Origin of the sequence: Clostridium putrefaciens, from assembly GCF_900461105.1 — a bacterium.
Classification (GTDB): domain Bacteria; phylum Bacillota; class Clostridia; order Clostridiales; family Clostridiaceae; genus Clostridium_L; species Clostridium_L putrefaciens.
Map to the genome: position 1 here is coordinate 2481276 of NZ_UFWZ01000001.1, position 16336 is coordinate 2497611.

The window sequence follows — 16336 nt, forward strand, 5'->3', positions numbered from 1 at the left end:
TTTTGCTGTGTTTTTGTTATTATTATCTTTTTAAACCTAATTAAATAAAGGTAAAGGTAGGGTATATAAACCTTTTTATATTCCCTACCTTTACTAAATAAGTATAATCATATTTAAATTATATGTTTCATTAATGCCATCAAGTTTATATTGATCACAATTGATATTCATCACAATCTATATAATATTTAAAATAAGTACTGAATTAAATTTTACATTTTAATACTATTTTCTCTTGCATAATAAAATAAATATTGCTGTGCAAAACCTGAAAGTTCATTAAATCTATCTTTTCCAAATTCCCTTATTTTCTTTAAGGAAACATCTGGTGCTAAATAGAAATGTTGCATAGCTCTTTTAACCCATACATCCACTGGAAAGGCTGAGTACTTTTGCATAGAAAATAACATTATACAATCTGCAACCTTAGGACCTATTCCTGAAAAGTTTTGAAGGCTTACATGGCAAGTATCATCATCACAGGTTTTAATATAATCTAAATCATACTTTATTGTATCTTCTATTTCTATTTCTATTTCATCCACTATGTTTTCATTTTTTATTTTTTCGCATAAAACTTTAGCATTGTAAATCTTATCTACAGAATCCTTTATATATTTTGCTCTAAATCCAACACTACAACCACCAATATCCTCTAACGAAACCCCTTGTAGGTCTTCTATTCTAGGAAAAGCATAATATATCTTTCCTTTATATTCAATAGTCTTTCCCCACTTACTACTTATATTGTTTATAGCCCTTTTTATCATAGGTATTCTATTATTTGCAGATATTATAAATGATACAGTAAGCTCAAAAGGATCTTGGCGAAGTATCCTTATACCATCTCCAAAATTAACAGCCCTTTTTAGTAAAGGATCTTTGCTAAGTTCTAGTTTTATATCTTTGTAATCTCTTTGAAGATCAAAGTAGTTTTCCCAAATACTTTTAAATTCCTCTTCTGTAGTATTATATATAGCCACATCTTCATCTCTTTTTTCTACTTCAATAACCCTCTCAAAAGCAACTCCTATATAGTTTCCATTTTCCTCCCTATCCCATCTGAAACATTGACCACAATCAAATATGTGTATAAGATTAAAATTCTTCACCTTTTTTATAATTATCCCCTTGTCAAAACTTTCAATACTTTTATAATCCATAGCTTTTCTCCTTTAACTATTTTCTTTGTATTTTGAAAATAACAGTTCAAGGTATGACATATCTCTTAATACGCCTTAATTTCTTTAATAAATATTATTATAAGATAACTCTATTCTAAAATCAAATATAGAGTAATTAATCCCTAATTTTTTTAGAATTATAATCTTATATCTTTAAAATATAATCAAAAATAGACTATCATATTAAAAAGTTTTGCTTTTAAAGATAACTACTCCGAACAAGACAAAAGGGCCTTTTAATGTGTTTTTATACATATTAAAAGGCCCCAATTATCTTACTTTATTATTTACTTAAAAATTCGTCTATGGATGCTGCTGCCTTCTTACCGGCTCCCATAGCAAGTATTACTGTAGCTGCTCCTGTTACCGCATCTCCACCAGCATATACTTTTTCTCTTGTTGTAAGTCCTGTTTCTTCTTCTGTTACAATACATTTTCTACTATTTATTTCAAGACCTTTTGTAGTTGAAGGAATCAATGGATTTGGTGATGTCCCAAGTGACATTATAACTGTATCTAATTCTAGAACAAATTCTGACCCTTCAATTTCAACAGGTTTTCTTCTTCCTGATGCATCTGCTTCTCCAAGTTCCATTCTTACACACTTCATTCCAGTAACCCATCCCTTATCATCTGTAAGTATTTCTACTGGATTTGTTAATAGATCAAATATAACTCCTTCTTCTTTAGCATGATGAACTTCTTCTGCTCTTGCTGGAAGTTCAGATTCTGATCTTCTATATACTATGTGTGACTCTGCCCCTAATCTTAATGCAGTTCTAGCAGCATCCATAGCAACATTTCCCCCACCTACTACTGCAACTTTGTCTCCAACTCTTATAGGTGTAGAATATCCTTCTTTAAATGCTTTCATTAAGTTATTTCTAGTTAGGAATTCATTAGCAGAACATACTCCATTAGCATTTTCTCCTGGTATCCCCATAAACTTTGGAAGACCTGCGCCAGACCCTATAAATATAGCATCAAAGTCTTCTTCTTCAAATAATTGATCTATAGTTACAGTTCTTCCAACTATTACGTTAGTTTCTACTTTAACACCTAACTTCTTAACATTTTCTATTTCATGTTTAACTACTGTATCTTTTGGAAGTCTAAATTCTGGTATTCCGTATACTAAAACTCCACCGGCCTCATGTAATGCTTCAAAAATGGTTACATCATAGCCTTTTTTAGCAAGCTCTCCAGCACAAGTGAGTCCTGCAGGCCCACTTCCTACTACAGCTACCTTTTTCCCATTTTTAGGATCAACTTTTGAAAGATCAACATTATTTTCTCTTGAATAGTCCGCTACGAATCTTTCAAGCTTACCAATAGCAACAGCTTCTCCTTTTATACCTAGTATGCATTTACCTTCACATTGTACTTCTTGAGGACATACTCTACCACAGACTGCTGGAAGTGCACTAGATTTAGCTATAACCCTTGCTGCTTCTTCAAATTCACCATTTTTTACATATTGAATAAACTCTGGTATTTGAATTGTTACTGGGCATTGAGTTACGCATAGAGGTTTTTTACAATTTAAACATCTAGAAGCTTCTTCCATGGCTTCTTCTTTTGTATATCCTAAACAAACTTCTTCAAAATTAGTCGCTCTTATCTTTGGATCTTGTTCTGATATTGGAGTTCTTTTCATTCTATCCATTATTTATCACCTCCGCAGCCACAACCACCGCCATGATGTGTGTCCCCTTCTTCTTTCTTTAATACTTTTCTTCCCTCTTGTGTTTTATACATAGTTTGTCTTCTCATTGCTTCATCAAAATTAACTAAGTGACCATCAAATTCAGGTCCATCCACACAGGCAAATTTAACTTCATTTCCAACAGTTACTCTACAAGCACCACACATGCCTGTCCCATCAACCATTATAGGATTTAAACTAACAACTGTTGGTATATTTAATTCCTTAGTAAGCATTACAACGAACTTCATCATTATCATAGGTCCTATTGCAACTACTAAGTCATAATGTTTTCCTTGATTTTTTACTAAGTCTTTAAGACATTCAGTAACTAGCCCTTTAAATCCATAAGACCCATCATCTGTTGCTACATATAAATTTCCTGCTACAGATTTAAGTTCATCTTCTAATATTAAAAGATCTTTAGTTTTTGTTCCAACGATTACATCTGCATCTATACCTCTTTTATTTAACCACTTAACTTGTGGGTAAACAGGTGCTGTTCCAACTCCACCAGCAATAAACATTATCTTTTTATTTTTTAGCTCTTCTATATCTTCATGAACCATATCAGAAGGTCTTCCAAGTGGTCCTACGAAATCAGTGAAATATTCTCCTTCTTCATAGCTTGCCATTATTTTTGTTGATTCACCAAGTGTTTGAAATACGATAGAAACCGTTCCCATTTCTCTGTCATAATCACATATTGTAAGCGGTATTCTTTCACCCTTTTCATCCATCTTAATTATAACGAATTGTCCTGGCTGACATGATTTAGCAACTCTAGGCGCCTCTATGTCCATTAAATAAATATTAGATGCTAATGCTCTTTTCTTAACTATTTTGTACATATTCATTCCCCCATGTTAAATTTTCTACATCATGCTTAATTTCCATATACATTATAACATATAAAAATAAAATTTCATTGTTAATAAATAATAAACAATAAATATATTTTCAATGTTCAAAATAATGAGACCCTCTTACATTTTAAAATTAAAGAGAGTCTCATTATTTATATTAATCAAACAAATTCTTTCATCAAAAACTAAAAGTTAACTTCATTTCCATAATAAATACAAGTAAATAGCTTTTCCATCTCTTCTTCACTTATTTCTCTTGGATTAGATCCTGTACAGGCATCTAAAATCGCATTAGTAGACACTCTTTTTACATTATCTTTAAAGTCTTCTTCTTTTATTCCATACTCTTTTAAAGTCTTAGGTATTCCCATAGATTCATTCATTGCTTTTATCATATTAATTAATGAAGCTATAAGTTCTTCTTCATTATTTCCTTCAAGTGCTAAATTTCTAGCTATTTCAGCATATCTATCTCCACAGGCCTTTTTATTAAATTGAATTACATAAGGAAGGTATATCGCATTGGCACAACCATGTGGAACGTGGAATACTGCACCTGTTTTATGAGCCATACTATGAGTTATTCCAAGTAGTGCATTACTAAATGCCATACCAGCTAAACATTGCGCTATATGCATCTCTTCTCTTGCATATTTATCACCATTATAGGAGTTAAATAAATATTTCTTTATCATTGTTATAGATTGCATTGCAAGTGGGTCTGAAAAGGCCGATCTTAAAGATGCAACGTAAGCTTCTATAGCATGAGTTAAAGCATCCATTCCTGTGTAAGATGTCAAAACTTTTGGCATAGTTTCAGCAAGACTTGGATCCACTATAGCTATATCTGGAGTTAAATTAAAATCTGCTAATGGGTATTTTATACCTAATTTATAATCAGTTATAACTGAAAAGGCTGTAACTTCTGTAGCTGTACCACTAGTTGATGGTATTGCTACAAATCTTGCTTTATTTCTTAATTCAGGTACTGTAAATGGATCTTTTACATCATCAAAGGTTGTTTCAGGATGCTCATAAAATATCCACATAGCCTTAGCTGCATCTATAGGTGACCCTCCACCAATAGCTACTATTAAGTCTGGCTCAAAGGACCTCATTGTTTCTGCACCCTTCATTACTGTTTCTACTGATGGGTCTGGTTCTACCCCTTCAATTCTCTTTGTTTCTATTCCAGCCTCTTTTAAATAGCTTTCTACCTTATCTAAAAATCCAAATTTTTGCATTGAACTTCCACCAGTTACTATAATGGCTTTTTTACCTTTTAAAGTTTTCAATACTTCCATAGATCCTTCTCCAAAGTATATATCTCTTGGTAATGTAAATCTGTTCATGCGTATACCTCCCGATTTTATTAATTATTTATTATATATATAATAATAGCAACTTCCATGCCAATAGACATTTATTTAACAAAGTCTTTGTGATTAGTTAAACTTTTAACTATGAATGGCATTCCCACTAATTAAAATAATAAGATTAATCATATTCACAAATTATTAATTATACCTTAACAAGTTTAGTGTTCCAATTAAGAACAATCTTTATGCAATAACTTGTTCCATAACAGAACAGCGTTCCATTGTAGAACAAGTTAAACTTTTAACCTTACTTGAGTAAAATGAATACAGCTAATATCATAACCATAGCTGTTAAGATACTTTTCTTCTTATAATCTTCCCATTTTTCACTTTTAATCATAGCATTAGTTTCTATTAAGTAATCTAATGTTATAAATAAAAACACCATCAATGGGTACCTTATGCTATTAACTGGAAGTTTAGCTTTATATCCTACATATATAAATAAAAAGGCTACAATAAAATCTGATATTGGATCTGACTTTATGTACTTTTTAAATTCTTTTCCCTTAAGCTCATATGCCTTATACCTATCTACATTCATAAAATATAAAAGCTTATTATAATAATCTTTATTTATAAATTGCAGTGCTCCTTTTATTATATAAAATACCCCTAATATGTAAAGAGAAACCCTAAAATTCCATATAGATATTATAGCTAGCACAAGCCCTAGGATAACAGATGTTATAAATCCTTTAAAACTCATTCCCTATTCCCCCAATGTTATATTTTTTTATCTTTCTATATAATGTATTTCTACCTATATTTAATACTGATGAAACTTTTGTTATATTACCATCAAACTTTTTTAAACAACAAATTATAGCATTTTTTTCAAGTTCTTCTAGAGAACATAAATAATCTTCTTCAATTAAATTAACTTTGTCTATAGAAACCTCATAATTTATATCTGGACCATTACCTATAAAATCATAATCTACATTGCCATTAAAATTTACTACTTTCTCTATAAAGTTTTCAAGTTCTCTTACATTTCCCTCAAAGTTATAATTTAAAAGTTTGTTATAATCTTTTTTACTTATAGCCGGTATGGATTTATTGAGTCTTTTACTCTTAATTTTTAAGAAATGTTCTATAAGTAATAATATATCATCCCGTCTTTCTCTAAGTGGAGGTATTATAATAGGTATTACACTTAATCTATAATAAAGATCTTGCCTAAACGTACCTCTTGCCACTTCTTTTCTAAGATCCTTATTAGTTGCAGCGATTATTCTAGCATCTACATTAATGTACTTATTTCCACCAACTCTTGTTATTACACCTTCTTGAAGAACCCTAAGTAAGTTTACTTGCATATCCATTGGCATCTCCCCTATTTCATCTAAAAATAAAGTCCCACCCTTTGCAAGTTCGAACTTTCCTAGCTTGCCTCCTTTTTTTGCTCCAGTGAATGCTCCATCATCATAACCAAAGAGTTCGCTTTCTATAAGATTTTTTGATATAGCTCCACAATTTATAGCTACAAATCCTCTATTTCGTCTATTGCTATAGTTATGAATAGCTTGAGCGAGTACTTCCTTACCCGTTCCACTTTCTCCCTCTATAAGCACTGTAGATGGACTATTTGCAACTCCTTTAGCATATTCTTTTATCTTTTTCACTTCAATACTTTCTCCAATAAAGTCCTCAAAGGTGTACCTAGCTTTCATCCCTGTATATTTATTTACTAGGTTGAATACATTTTGTATATCCTTTAAAAGTATCACCATACCCTGAAGCTTTTTATCCTCATAATATATTGGATATATACTTATATTATAGCCTTTTCTCACTCCATTTATATTTAAACTTATTTCCTCATCTTCAAACCTTTTGTTATCTTTTAAAATTCTAAAGTAGTGTTCCCAGTTATAAAACATGCTTTCTATAGAGTTATTTATTATCTCATTTCTATTTAAATTTAACATAATGCAAGCCTCATCATTTATACTATTTACAATTCCTTCTTTATCTACAGCAATTATGCCAGAGGATATAGAGTTCATTATAACATTCATATATTGATAAGCTTCTGTTAACCTTCTTTTAGAGCTTTCTACTTTTAACTGATTTTCTATAGATTTAACCGCTGCCACTACAAGACCTAATGTATGAGGATGAACAAGTTCACTATTACCTGTAAGATTTAATGTACCTATTATCTTTCCATTTGTATTATGTATAGGCGCTGCTGAACACGTCCACCTGTGATATACATTAATAAAATGTTCTTTTTCCGATATTTGAATAGGTGCATCTTCCTTTATGGCTGTACCCATGGCGTTAGTTCCTATGTTTTTTTCGTCCATATATGTACCTACCACCATATCTAACCTTTTAGCTGATTCTATAATCTTTTTATCTCCTATTATATTTAATATACACCCTTCATTGTCGGTTAAAAATATAATAAACCCAGAAGTATCTAAAAAGTCATAGAGCATATTTATGAATTCAAAAGCTACCTCTATTAATTCTTTATTTTTATCTAAAGCACTACTTACTTCATTACCCATAAGTATTTTCTTTGAAAATGTCCTTTCTTTTTCTATTCCGTATACCTTACTTCTTTGATGAGAGTTTTTTATGATTTCTTCCTTTTTCTTTTTATCGTACAAATTATCACCACCAGATTTTAGTTTCATTTCAAAGTTTAAAGGTTTACTTAAAAACTTTCAAGTAATAAGTATCTATATTTTATCACATTATGGTTTAATTTAGAAAACATATATTTTGAAGAAAACACTAAATTACTTTCTAGATCTTTTGATTATTAAGATATCTTAAATAGGTAAATTAGAAAATTAAGCTTAGGTCAAAGAATGGAAATTGAGATAATTGCTACATTATTACATTCACCAAAACTATTAATATTTGATGAAGACTTTTTAGGGCGATAGCCCGTTGATTTGTATGAACTAAGGATAAAAGAATAAATTTTTCCGCAAAAATTTCACCAATCTCTTTTGTGGTATTATTTGGACTTATGATTCAAATAAGAAGTTTGAATAGATGGTGTAGAATTATTTAAAAGCACCCAAAAGTGTTGTGTTTCCATATATCTTTCTGTGGATACATCCTTCAGAAAAAAGACTAGCAATAAGAGGAGGGTACTGAAAAACAAAAGTTTTTCGGTACTCTCCTTATAAATCATCTTTTTAATTCTATTTACTATAATTATAAAATCCTCTTCCTGTCTTTCTTCCAAGCCATCCTGCTCTTACGTATTTCCTAAGTAAGCTATGTGCTCTATATTTACTATCTCCTGTTTCTTTATATAAAACATCCATTACAGCAAGACATACATCAAGACCTATAAGGTCTCCTAATGCTAAAGGTCCCATTGGATGATTAGCTCCAAGCATCATTGATTTGTCTATATCTTCTGCACTTGCTATATCTTCTGCAAGTATTCCAACTGCTTCATTTATCATAGGTATTAGTATTCTATTTACTACAAATCCTGGAGCTTCCGCAACCTCTACTGGATCTTTTCCGATAGATATAGAAACCTCCTTTACAGCATTGAAAGTTTCTTCTGATGTAGCCATTCCTTTTATTATCTCCACAAGTTTCATTATAGTTGCAGGATTAAAGAAATGCATTCCTATAACTCTATCTGGTCTATTTGTAGCTGATGCTACCTCTGTAATTGATAAAGATGATGTATTTGAAGCAAGTATAGTTTCCTTTTTACATATTCTATCTAACTCAGCAAATATTTGTTTTTTAATTTCCATGTTTTCTATAGCAGCTTCAACTACTAGGTCACAATCTTCAGCAAGGTTCATATCTGTAGTTCCTGAAATTCTTGAAAGTATAGTTTCTTTATCATCTTCTGTTATTTTGCCTTTAGTAACAAGCTTTGTAAGATTCTTATTTATACCCGCAATTCCCTTTTCTACAAATTCATCCTTTATATCTCTTACTATAACTTCATATCCCTTTTGAGCAAAAGCTTGAACTATACCAGCTCCCATAGTTCCTGCACCAAGCACAAATATCTTTTTCATATAAAAAACCCCCTATATTGAAATTTGCTTAGCTAAACATAAGTTTAGCTAAGCTTATTTTTTCTTATTCTTGCATTGTTTTAAACTGTGATATCATCTCTGGAATTACTTTATTAAGGTCTCCAACTATAGCATAATCTGCAAGTTTCATTATTGGAGCACTTTCATCTTTATTTATAGCTATTATTATATCACTTTCTTGCATTCCAGCCAAATGCTGAATTGCTCCTGATATACCACAAGCTATATAAATATTAGGTCTAACAGTCTTTCCTGTTTGTCCAACTTGGTAATCTTTATCTAACCAGTCTTTTTCAATAGCTGCACGAGAGGCTGCAACTGTACCTCCCATTGTTTCAGCAAGCTCTTTTAGAAGATTAAAGCTTTCCTTATCTCCGACTCCTCTACCACCAGCTACTAAAACTTTAGCTTCTGTTATATCCTCTATTTCTTTATGAATCTTTTTAACATCTATAATCTTTGTTCTTATATCCTCTTGTGTTAATTTAGCATCTATTTTAACTATGTTTTTGTCTCTACTTTCATCTTTAATAAGCTTTGCAAAAACTCCAGCTCTTATAGTTGCCATTTGAGGCCTATGGTCTGCACATTCAATTGTAGCCATAAGGTTTCCACCAAATGCAGGTCTTGTCATTAATAAGTGCTTTGTTTCTTCATCTATATCTAAAGCTGTGCAGTCTGCTGTAAGACCTGTATTTAATCTTGCAGCTACTCTTGGGCCTAGATCTCTTCCTATAAAGGTAGCACCTATAAATAATACTTCTGGTTTGTATTCATCTACAAGATCACATATAACCTTTGTATATCCATCTGTAGTATAGTGATTTAATAATTCACTTTCTACCTGTAAAACTTCATCTGCACCATAAGCTATAAGAGTTTTTGATAACTCATCTACATTATTACCTAACAGTAAAGAGGTTAATTTCACACCTAGCTTATCAGCCATTTCTCTCCCCTTAGCTATAAGCTCTAATGAAATCTTTTGAAGCTTTCCATCTCTTTGTTCTGCAAAAACCCAAACGCCCTTATAATCAGCTATATTCATTTATAAATCCCTCCTAAATTTCCTAAGTGTGATTTAAATATAATGTTTCTCTCTTAGTTTTGAAAATACATGTTCAACTGCTTCTTTTGCAGGTTTATTCACTATTTCTCCTTGTCCCTTTGCTTCTTTAGTTATAGATTTTTTAACCTTTGTAGGTGATCCCGCAAGTCCTAGTTGGGATTTATCAACTTCTATATCCTCTGCTGTCCAAATCTTAATTTCCTTATTTTTAGCTTCGTAAATATAATTCGCATGCATGTATCTTGGTTCATTTAATTCCTTTATAGCAGTAAGTAAAACTGGCGTCTTAACTTCAATTATTTCATATCCATCTTCTAAAGCTCTATTTACTTTTAATACATTTCCTTCTGCTACTACTTCTTGTACATAAGTAATTTGAGGAATATTTAAATGTTCAGCTATTTCTGGTCCAACCTGCGCTGTATCTCCATCTATAGCTTGTCTTCCTGCGAATACTATATCATAATCAATTTTTTTCAAAGCTCCAGCAAGTGCCTTTGATGTAGCTAATGTATCGGCTCCAGCAAAAGCTCTATCTGTTATAAGTATAGCCTCGTCTGCGCCCATGGATAAGGCTTCTTTCAACGCATTTTTTGCTTGAGGTGGTCCCATGCTTATAACCGTTACCTTTGCACCATACTTATCTTTTAAAACTAAAGATTCTTCTAAAGCATTTTTATCTTCTGGATTTATTATAGATGGAACACCTTCTCTTACAAGAGTCCCTGTCTTAGGATCAATTCTTACCGCTGTAGTATCTGGTACCTGTTTTAAACAAACAACTATATTCATGTATGTAGCCCCCTCCTATTTCAATGCATTTCCTGCAATAACCATTTTTTGAACTTCTGAAGTCCCTTCATATATCTCTGTTATTTTAGCATCTCTCATCATTCTTTCTACTGGATACTCTCTTGTATAACCGTATCCACCAAATAATTGAACTGCTTTAGTTGTAACTTCCATAGCAACTTCCGATGCAAATAACTTTGCTCTTGCAGCTTCTACTGAAAATGGAAGTCCTTGATCTTTTAAGAACGCAGCATTATAAACTAGATATCTTGCTGCTTCTACCTTAGTATCCATTTCAGCAATCATCCATTGTAGTCCTTGGAAAGCACTAATAGGTTTCCCAAATTGTTTTCTTTCCTTCATATACTTAACACTTTCCTCTAATGCACCTTCTGCTATACCTAAAGCTTGAGCTGCAACTCCTATTCTTCCTCCGTCAAGAGTCTTCATTGCAATTCCAAAACCTTTTCCTTCTTGTCCTACTAGGTTTTCCTTCGGAACTATGCAATTTTGCATTACAAGTTCTGTAGTAGACGATGCTCTTATACCCATTTTATTTTCAAGTTTTCCAATAGAGAACCCTTCGAAATCCTTTTCAACTATAAACGCTGATATTCCTCTAGTGCCCTTACTTCTATCAGTCATGGCAAATATCACAAATACATCTGCAACTCCACCATTAGTTATAAATATTTTTGTTCCATTTAAAACATAATGATCTCCATCTAAAACTGCTATGGTTTGTTGTCCCGCTGCATCTGTACCAGCACCAGGTTCAGTAAGACCAAAAGCCCCTAACTTCTCACCAGTTATTAAGGATGGAAGATACTTCTCTCTTTGCGTCTCATTACCATATTGATATATTAAAGATTCACATAAAGAAACATGGGCAGATAATATTATTCCTGTAGTACCGCAGACTTTAGATAATTCTTCTACTGCTAATATATAAGCTAAAGTATCACCTTCTGCTCCACCGTATTTTTTTGGAAAAGGTATACCCATAAGGCCATACTTACCCATAAGCTTTGTGTTTTCCATTGGAAACTCTTCAGTTTCATCAATTTCTCCCGCTATAGGCTTTACCTTTTCTTCTGCAAATTGTCTTGCCATTTGTCTAACTAATTGTTGTTCCTCTGATAATGCAAAATTCATTTATTTTACCTCCTTAAAAGTATAATTAAATTAAGGTCTTATTTATTTTTAAAACTTTTATCTCTTCTTTCTACAAATGCAGCCATTCCTTCTTTTTGGTCTTCAGTAGAAAAACATTGTCCAAAGGTTTCTGCTTCATACATAAGTGCTGTATCTATATCACATTGCATACCTCTATTAATAGCTACCTTAGATAACTTAACAGCTATAGGTGCATTAGCTGCTATAGTGTTTGCCATTAACTTTGCTTCTTCCATTAACTTTTCAACTTCAACTACTTTGTTTACAAGTCCAATTCTTAAAGCTTCATCTGCTTTTACCATTCTACTTGTAAATATTATTTCTTTAGAAATTCCAATTCCAACATGTCTTGCAAGCCTTTGAGTACCACCAAACCCTGGTGTTATTCCAAGCCCTACTTCAGGTTGTCCAAACTTAGCCTTTTGTGTTGCTATTCTTATATCACAAGCCATAGCAAGTTCACATCCGCCACCTAGTGCAAATCCATTTATAGCCGCTATAACTGGTTTTTCAAGGTTTTCTATTCTTCTAAATACTCTGTTTCCAAGTATAGAAAAACTTCTTCCTTCCATAGTGTTTAAATCCTTCATTTCTGTTATATCAGCCCCTGCAATAAAGGCTTTATCCCCTGCTCCAGTTATAATTACTGAATAAATATCTTGGTCATTTTCTAAAGTATCAACTAAAGTATCTAATTCCTTCAACGTTTCTGAATTCAAAGCATTCAATGCCTTTGGTCTATTAATTGTTACTATGGCAATATTGCCTTCTTTTTCAAGGATAACATTTTTTAATTCCATGATACTCCTCCCTTGTACTTCTTTTAATATATTTATTAAAAGTTGTAGCACTTTATGTGCCACTTTTAATTTCTCTATAACTAATTGTTAATTATCTAACAATTAGGCATAAAAAATAATTGAAGCTCTCACTTCAATTATAATTATAACCCGGATAACAATTTATTTCAATTACAAATCACATAATTTTGAATTATCTCATTATTTTATTTCATTTTCTTTTTCATGAAGAAGATATGTAAGTGTTAATAAACTTTCACTAAGGTGAACATTTTCTACAACTATACCTTCTGGTACTACAAGATCTACTGGTGCAAAGTTCCAAATACCCTTTACTCCGTTATTAACAAGTATGTCACATACTTTCTGAGCGTTTACTGCCGGAACACATATTATTCCTATATTTATAGTATTTGATTTAATATATTGTTCTAATTTATCAATATCATCTATAGCTATGTCTCTTATTCTGATTCCTGAAAGCTTAGGATTGGCATCAAATATAGCTTCTAGTTTAAAACCTAACTTTTCAAATCTATTATAATTTGCTATAGCCTGACCTATATTACCAGCACCTACTATAACTGTTTTATATTCATTTGATAATCCTACTATTTCACTTATTTGGGCATATAATTCTCTTACATTATATCCATATCCCTGTTGACCAAAGTCACCAAAACAATTTAGATCCTGCCTTATTTGTGAAGCAGTAAATCCTATCTTCTGACTTAACTCTTTTGATGATATCCTATCTACGTCATTTCTAAGTAACTCACTAAGATATCTATGATATTTTGGCAATCTTTTTATTACTGCCATAGAAATACTCCTCTTTTTATCCATGATTACACCTCTTTAACTAAATTTAATAACTTATATTAAGTTACAACATACTACTAATAATTATATAAATATCTTTTAATTTTTTCCCACCACAATTATAGATATAAATAGACTTATTACCTTTGTGAAAATATACTCTATAATAAATCAATTTCAAACTCAAATATACTTTACTCTAATAAATTTAACTCCATAGATACAACTTCAAATAAGCTTATACCTATAACTTATAAAATAAGATGAATAGAAATAAAGTAAAAATTATTGTGAATAATTAAATTTAATATAATATACAACAAGTATTCTATCACAATTTACCTTGCAATTACAAAAAAAATATTATATTTTATAATTTATTTACCATTATGCATGTTTTTACATTAAATTTACATAGACTTTCTTAGAACTTTGTAACTTCACTTATTATATTATTAAAAATACCTTAGATATGTTAACAAATTGTTATAATAATTATTGCTTTTTTAATAATATTCTTACAAATTACATTTTAAATATTAATAGTCTATCTAAATTATTGACCATTTTTTATTAATATATTCAAAATTATATTATAGCTATTACTTAATGATATAATATAATCAAATTTATATAAATAAAAATTTCGAAAGGTTTAATGATATTTATGAATAAGAATACTGAAAAGACCATTTGGATAATATTATACTTTTCTTTTACATTAATATTTTTATTGTTACTTTACTTATCTAATGAAAATAGAGTTGTAATTGGATTTTTGTCTTCTCTCTTAATAATTTCTGTTAGCATAAGATTATCGGTACTTTACCCAAACCCTAGCAAAAAGTATATAGGTAAATTTTTAATCTTTGTTGATTTGACAGTAGTTTATCTAATATTTGCAACTGATACATCTGGTATATCAATTTTATATACCATAATAATTATTATGGATTCTATATTTTTTCATAACTACATTTTTAGCTTTTTAACTATTGTGCTTGGGTATATTTCTTTTATAATCCACAAAATCTCTACTCCATCTTTATACCCAAGTTTAGGCGCTATTTCATTATCCTCAGTTATAGTTTTACTAGGGTTTGTCTTTTTATGTAGCATATTATACTTTTTAAAGGAGCAAATAATTCAAAGTTCGAAGCTATCTAATTCAATGAATGACATAGAAGAGAAAAATATAAAACTTGAAAAGGCCTATTGTAAATTAAAAGAACACTCAGAAGCCTTAGAAGAAATGGCTGCTTTAAAAGAACGTAATAGAATTTCAAGGGAATTGCATGATACAGTTGGACACACTCTTACTACTGTACTCGTTGAAATTGAAGCTGGCAAAAGGCTTTTGATTAAAAATAAACCTGGAGGACTTGATAAAATCACCTTAGCACAAGAGCAAGTCAGAAAGGGTCTTAAGGATATTAGATCATCAGTTACCTTGATGAAGGAAGGTAAAGATTTAATTGAGTTTATTCCATCTTTAAAGTTAATACTAGAGGATACTAAACTTCATACAGAGGTTAAAATACAATATCACATATCATTAACCAAAAACATATCTAAGACCTATGAAAAGATAATCTACAATAGTCTTTTAGAGGGCATCACCAATGGAATTAAACACGGAAATGCTAAAGAGTTTATATTTAAGCTTTATGATAAAGATGGAAATATATTCTTTTACTTAGAGGATAAAGGCTTAAGCTCTAAAGATATCATACTAGGTTTTGGTCTTACAAATATGAAGGAATCTGTTGAATCTGTAAATGGCGAGTTTAATTTAAAATATATAAAAGAAAAAGGGTTCATAATACAATTTATATTAGGGGAGGACTTAAATTTATGATAAAGGTTTTAATTGCAGACGATCAAACTCTTATGAGGGATGGACTTAAGACTATTTTAGATTTAGAAGATGATATTGAAGTAATTGCCACCGCTGAAAATGGTGAAATAGCCTTTAAAAGGGCCAGTGAATTAAATCCCGATGTTATCTTAATGGATATAAGAATGCCTATAATGAATGGCGTAGATAGTGTGAAAAAAATAAAATCTATTTTACCAAAAGTATCTGTAATTATGCTTACAACATTTGATGATGATGAATATATAATAGAAGCCCTCTCTAATGGTGCATCAGGATATCTCTTAAAAGATATGCCTGCTGAAAAATTGATTGAAGCTATAAGAGATAGTTTAAAGGGTCAACTATTTATCCCTACAAATATAGCCGCAAAGCTTATATCTAGATTATATGAAAAAGAAACATCCAAAAAGACTTTTAAAAAGGATTTAGATCTTTCGGAAAGGGAACTTCAGGTCTCTTCTCTTTTAATAGAAGGATATAATAACAAGCAAATTTCTTCAAAGCTATTTATTTCAGAGGGTACAGTTAAAAACTATATAAGTAATATTTATAGCAAGATAGGAATTAGCGATAGAACCAAGGCTGCCTTATTTCTAAAGGCAAATCTTTGAATTTTAGGAGAAT

The 16336-nt window shown here is 30.8% G+C and carries 14 protein-coding genes; 2 read left to right on the forward strand and 12 right to left on the reverse strand.

What is annotated here, in order from left to right:
* Nucleotides 1-212: 212 nt before the first annotated feature.
* From DY168_RS11275 to DY168_RS11335, 12 genes are all read right to left on the reverse strand, one after another.
* A complete protein-coding gene (locus DY168_RS11275; RefSeq protein ID WP_115641820.1) occupies nucleotides 213-1163 on the reverse strand; it encodes a DNA-3-methyladenine glycosylase family protein in 951 nt (316 codons plus the stop codon).
* Between the two features lie 304 nt (nucleotides 1164-1467).
* Entirely contained in the window at nucleotides 1468-2850 is a 1383-nt protein-coding gene (gltA, locus tag DY168_RS11280; protein ID WP_115641821.1) for an NADPH-dependent glutamate synthase, read from the reverse strand.
* Nucleotides 2850-3740 carry a sulfide/dihydroorotate dehydrogenase-like FAD/NAD-binding protein gene (locus tag DY168_RS11285; protein WP_115641822.1) on the reverse strand — a complete coding sequence of 297 codons (891 nt, stop codon included), beginning with the start codon at nucleotides 3738-3740 and terminating at the stop codon, nucleotides 2850-2852. Before DY168_RS11285 ends, gltA begins: the two co-directional genes overlap by 1 nt.
* 200 nt (nucleotides 3741-3940) lie before the next feature.
* Nucleotides 3941-5107: an iron-containing alcohol dehydrogenase gene (locus tag DY168_RS11290; protein WP_115641823.1), complete on the reverse strand. Its 1167-nt coding sequence runs from the start codon at nucleotides 5105-5107 to the stop codon at nucleotides 3941-3943.
* Between the two features lie 274 nt (nucleotides 5108-5381).
* Complete coding sequence (locus tag DY168_RS11295) at nucleotides 5382-5843, reverse strand: hypothetical protein (protein WP_115641824.1); 462 nt, start codon at nucleotides 5841-5843, stop codon at nucleotides 5382-5384.
* The gene (locus DY168_RS11300) at nucleotides 5833-7758 is read right to left on the reverse strand and encodes a sigma-54-dependent Fis family transcriptional regulator (RefSeq protein ID WP_242984116.1); all 1926 of its coding nucleotides are present in this window, start codon (nucleotides 7756-7758) and stop codon (nucleotides 5833-5835) included. The genes DY168_RS11295 and DY168_RS11300 overlap by 11 nt, the downstream gene beginning before the upstream one ends.
* 546 nt (nucleotides 7759-8304) lie before the next feature.
* Complete coding sequence (locus tag DY168_RS11310) at nucleotides 8305-9153, reverse strand: 3-hydroxybutyryl-CoA dehydrogenase (RefSeq protein ID WP_115641826.1); 849 nt, start codon at nucleotides 9151-9153, stop codon at nucleotides 8305-8307.
* Between the two features lie 64 nt (nucleotides 9154-9217).
* Complete coding sequence (locus tag DY168_RS11315; RefSeq protein ID WP_115641827.1) at nucleotides 9218-10222, reverse strand: electron transfer flavoprotein subunit alpha/FixB family protein; 1005 nt, start codon at nucleotides 10220-10222, stop codon at nucleotides 9218-9220.
* A 33-nt stretch (nucleotides 10223-10255) separates the two neighbouring features.
* Nucleotides 10256-11035 carry an electron transfer flavoprotein subunit beta/FixA family protein gene (locus DY168_RS11320; protein WP_115641828.1) on the reverse strand — a complete coding sequence of 260 codons (780 nt, stop codon included), beginning with the start codon at nucleotides 11033-11035 and terminating at the stop codon, nucleotides 10256-10258.
* Between the two features lie 15 nt (nucleotides 11036-11050).
* Nucleotides 11051-12190 carry an acyl-CoA dehydrogenase gene (locus DY168_RS11325; RefSeq protein WP_115641829.1) on the reverse strand — a complete coding sequence of 380 codons (1140 nt, stop codon included), beginning with the start codon at nucleotides 12188-12190 and terminating at the stop codon, nucleotides 11051-11053.
* A gap of 38 nt (nucleotides 12191-12228) precedes the next feature.
* The gene (locus DY168_RS11330; RefSeq protein ID WP_115641830.1) at nucleotides 12229-13011 is read right to left on the reverse strand and encodes a short-chain-enoyl-CoA hydratase; all 783 of its coding nucleotides are present in this window, start codon (nucleotides 13009-13011) and stop codon (nucleotides 12229-12231) included.
* A gap of 201 nt (nucleotides 13012-13212) precedes the next feature.
* Nucleotides 13213-13857 carry a redox-sensing transcriptional repressor Rex gene (locus DY168_RS11335; RefSeq protein WP_115641831.1) on the reverse strand — a complete coding sequence of 215 codons (645 nt, stop codon included), beginning with the start codon at nucleotides 13855-13857 and terminating at the stop codon, nucleotides 13213-13215.
* Nucleotides 13858-14500: 643 nt separating this feature from the next.
* On the opposite strand from DY168_RS11335, the gene DY168_RS11340 reads away from it, so the two are divergent.
* Nucleotides 14501-15691, forward strand: a complete 1191-nt coding sequence (locus DY168_RS11340) for a sensor histidine kinase (RefSeq protein ID WP_172556334.1) — start codon at nucleotides 14501-14503, stop codon at nucleotides 15689-15691.
* Entirely contained in the window at nucleotides 15688-16323 is a 636-nt protein-coding gene (locus DY168_RS11345; protein WP_115641833.1) for a response regulator transcription factor, read from the forward strand. The genes DY168_RS11340 and DY168_RS11345 overlap by 4 nt, the downstream gene beginning before the upstream one ends.
* Nucleotides 16324-16336 lie beyond the last annotated feature (13 nt).